Consider the following 3616-nt stretch of genomic DNA (forward strand, 5'->3'; position numbering starts at 1 on the left):
ATTTTTGAACGCTTCTATCGCACCGATTCTTCGCGTTCGCGCACCTCTGGCGGCTCGGGCCTTGGGCTGGCCATCGTGTCGGCGATTATGGCCGCACACGGCGGCACGGCACGCGCTTATGAGACTCCGGGCGGCGGGCTGACGGTGAGGCTTACTTTTCCGCGTCTTCTATCGGATTCGCGCTCTCTTGTTCCAGCATCGCAATGATGCGGCTTCGCACGCGCAGGATGTACTCTTCTGCCGTTTCATCCGGCAAGCTCATCATGGGTTCACCAATATAGATCGTGACGGGTGGCTGGCCCGCCTTGGGGAGCATGGCCCCAACCGGCATGGCTTCGCGTCCGCCGTCGAGCCCGAGCGGGACAATCGGCACATTAAATTTTTGGGAAAGCGCGGCGGCACCGGGCTTAAACTCTGCAATTTCGCCGGTACGTGAACGGGTGCCTTCCGGAAAAATGAGAATCGGAATACCGTCACGTAGCAGGCGTCCCGTCATTCCCGAGGCTTTGCCCGCGTTCGGCCCGTTGCTCTTACCTTTGCGCTCAATCGGGTAGGTATTGAAAAACAGCGACGTCACCTTGGAGATAGCCGGGCGGCGAAACCAGTAATCGGCGGCGGCACCAGTGGCGAGTCGCTCCGTCATATGGTTCGGCAGCAGTGAGAACACCATTGGCGCATCGAGGTGCGAGGAGTGGTTTCCCACCACGATGTAGGCGCCCGTGAGCCCGTCCACGTTCTCTTCACCAACAACGGTGGCGTCCAGCACCGTATTCATGATTGGACGGGTCAAGAAGCGGCGAACCTTCTCGCGGGTATTGCGCTTGGATTCGTCGTGGTAATCATCGAGCGGATAAAGATCACGCTCTGGCAGGCGATCGCTCATCGTCGACCTTTATTGAGCTTTTTTACCACTTTTGCCACGATCGGTTTCGGGGCGTGCTCGGCAAGAAAGGCCAGCACTTTGAACCGTTTGGACGGGATCGAGATGGTTTTTCCCCTCTCCACGTCAGTCAAACATTCGCCAACCACACGTTCAGCATCGAGCCACAGAAAATCGGGGATGGACGACGTCGATACCCCAGAACGCTGGTGGAATTCAGTTCGCACCCACCCGGGCAGGAACGACGTAACCTGGACACCGCTTCCGGCCAGTTCAATCGCGAGTGAATCGGACCAGATTTTGATCATTCCCTTGATGGCCGAATATGCGCCCATCGGTACAAGGGATGCGACGGATGCGGTGGTGATGATCGTGCCGCGTCCGCGTTCTTTCATTTTGTATGCCATGGCGCCGCCCAGTTCCATCGGGGCAAGGCCCATCACCTCGGCACCGAAGCGCAGCTCGCTGGCGTCGGTGACAGCAAGGCGGGTGTAGAGACCAGCGCCGGCGTTATTGACGAACACCGTGATGGGAGATGAATCGTCAAGAAGACGTTCCTTCACCGCGGCTACGCCTGCTTCCTCGGATAGATCCGCCTGGAGGATGTCGCACTCCACGCCGCGCGCTTGAAGTTCCATGCGCGTCTTTTCTAAACGCTCGAGATTGCGGGCGACGAGCACGATATCGGTGCCGCGCCGCGCAAGTGCGCGAGCGAAAGTGAGCCCAAGCCCGGATGTTCCTCCGGTGATGAGGGCGCGTCCTTGGAGTTTCAATGAAGTTTCTGCCACGCTCCTACGTTAGTTCAACTGTCTATTAAGAGCACTTTAATTCGCGTTTGATTCACACAATTCACGGTTAGACACATGCTGGCCGGACCTGCGCAGGTCCGGCCAGAGTAGGAGGTCAGCGTAGGTGCAAAGGTATAGACTCGGTGCGTGTTTTTAATCCATGGACGCTGTGATGCCTCATAGGGAAGCTCCGCAGTGGGCGCAGCAAGCTTTCATCCGTAGCCTCCAGGCAGTTGGTGCCACAGCGGATAAGGAGGCGCTGGTAGCGGTGTACCACCAGGTACTTCGCCGCTGGTGCGAGCCTTCGCGCATCCATCACAATATCGGTCACGTGCTGGCCACACTTTCTGCAGTGGACGAGTTGACTGTGGAAACCCACTCCCCCGATCACGTGCGCTTGGCCGTATGGTTCCACGGGGTGGTGTTCTCGACGTCGAAGGATGCTATCTACTCGCATAACGGTGGTGAGGACGAGGTGGCCAGCGCGAATGCGGCACATGATGTACTCGAAGGACTTGGCGTACCGCAGGACACCGTGAGCTCTATTTGTTCGCTTATTCGCGGGATGCGGGACCGCAAGTCAGGCCTGAACACTTCCGTGCAGGATTCGGCCGTGTTCGACGCCGTTGATATTGATCAGATTGCTCTGCGCGATGCTCACCTCGCTGTGCTTGCTGCGGATCCACAGGATTACCGAAAGTATTCCCACGATATTCGCCAGGAGTACGCCTCGATCCCCGATGCCACCTATTACGCGGGTCGGATGCGCGTACTTCAGCGTTTACTCGCCCGAAAACGGCTGTTCGTCTCTCCCCTCGCACACGAGTGGGAGCACAGCGCACGCCAAAACCTCACTGCCGAACTTGAACGCATTGAAACGGTTGCTGCCGAGGAGGCACAGCACTCCCCGGACACAGGGCCGACGCCGGAGGGTGGGCCGTCTGATCCAAGATCTACGACTACCGATGTCCACGGCGCCGACGCTGTTGATGAACCAGACCAGATTCTCTCGAGTGAAGAGAACCCCGTTCTCACGGAGTCCGAGGTGGCTTCGCAGCGGAATGAGGATGAGGAGGCCGTGCGCTATGCACACTCGGCAAAGTCGGCATGTGAGGAGTTCAAGCCAACTTTGCGTGAACCGGACGAGTCTTTTGAGCCAGGGCTTCCGCCGCGCGAGCTCAGCGTGGAAGAACAGGAAATCGCGCGCCGCGAGAAAATTTCGGAAGACACTCTCAGGCTGATCGAGTCTCGCAAAGAGAGCGCGCGGGACGGCAAGGAGGCCGCCGACGGCGAGCTAGAGCCGGGCAGCGCCGGCAGCGGTCTCGAAAAGTCACCGGATCACTGATGATTGCTGGTCACCCAGCACAAAAATGACTGGTGGCGGGTTTCCCCGCCACCAGTCATGTGTTTAGCTTACTCAGCGCTTGGGCTTAGTACATGCCGCCCATGTCATCGCCAGCAGCGGCCGGTGCGGCCGGCTCCGGCTTGTCCGCAACGACTGCCTCGGTGGTCAGGAACAGACCAGCGATCGATGCAGCATTCTGGAGTGCCGAGCGGGTCACCTTGACCGGGTCATTAATGCCCGCGGCCATGAGATCCTCGTAGTCGCCGGTTGCGGCGTTGAGGCCGTGGCCAACGTCAAGCGAGCGGACCTTCTCAACAACAACTCCGCCCTCGTAGCCAGCGTTCTCTGCGATCTGCTTCAGCGGCGCGGTGACTGCTACGCGAACGATGTTCGCGCCGGTTGCTTCGTCGCCCTCAAGCTTGAGGTTTTCGAAGACCTGATCGGCTGCCTGGATGAGCGCCCAGATCGCCCGCTGGGACCTCGGCGGCGACGCCAGGGCGGCGCGGACGATGCGCACGCCGGTGGCCTCGTCGTCGGCCAGGCCCAGCTCGTCGTCGAGGACGTGGGCGACCTGCAGCAGCGCGGAGCCGCCGCCGGCGACGA

5 protein-coding genes are annotated in these 3616 nt (G+C 59.8%); 2 read left to right on the forward strand and 3 right to left on the reverse strand.

Annotated features, from left to right (window positions below):
* Positions 1 to 207 (forward strand): ATP-binding protein (locus tag ACHFFR_RS06000; protein WP_394263362.1); only part of this gene is annotated, 207 nt, incomplete at its 5' end.
* Here ACHFFR_RS06000 and ACHFFR_RS06005 read toward each other — a convergent pair.
* Both ACHFFR_RS06005 and ACHFFR_RS06010 read right to left on the reverse strand, forming a co-directional pair.
* Positions 152 to 883, reverse strand: coding sequence for a lysophospholipid acyltransferase family protein (locus ACHFFR_RS06005; protein ID WP_394263363.1), 732 nt, complete (start codon positions 881 to 883; stop codon positions 152 to 154). The two genes, ACHFFR_RS06000 and ACHFFR_RS06005, sit on opposite strands and share 56 nt — an antisense overlap.
* Entirely contained in the window at positions 880 to 1668 is a 789-nt protein-coding gene (locus tag ACHFFR_RS06010; RefSeq protein WP_394263364.1) for an SDR family NAD(P)-dependent oxidoreductase, read from the reverse strand. Before ACHFFR_RS06010 ends, ACHFFR_RS06005 begins: the two co-directional genes overlap by 4 nt.
* A gap of 352 nt (positions 1669 to 2020) precedes the next feature.
* Here ACHFFR_RS06010 and ACHFFR_RS06015 point away from each other — a divergent pair, with 352 nt between their 5' ends.
* Positions 2021 to 3013, forward strand: a complete 993-nt coding sequence (locus ACHFFR_RS06015) for a hypothetical protein (RefSeq protein WP_394263365.1) — start codon at positions 2021 to 2023, stop codon at positions 3011 to 3013.
* Between the two features lie 85 nt (positions 3014 to 3098).
* Here the strand turns inward: ACHFFR_RS06015 and ACHFFR_RS06020 are convergent.
* A partial coding sequence (locus ACHFFR_RS06020) for a TCP-1/cpn60 chaperonin family protein (protein ID WP_394263366.1) occupies positions 3099 to 3616 on the reverse strand: 518 nt, incomplete at its 5' end.

This window comes from Trueperella sp., from assembly GCF_043424875.1.
GTDB lineage: Bacteria > Actinomycetota > Actinomycetes > Actinomycetales > Actinomycetaceae > Trueperella.

What these genes read in the sequence shown, in the direction of transcription:
- ACHFFR_RS06005 (WP_394263363.1), bottom strand. Translation starts at nt 883, where the DNA reads ATGAGCGATCGCCTGCCAGAGCGTGATCTTTATCCGCTCGATGATTAC.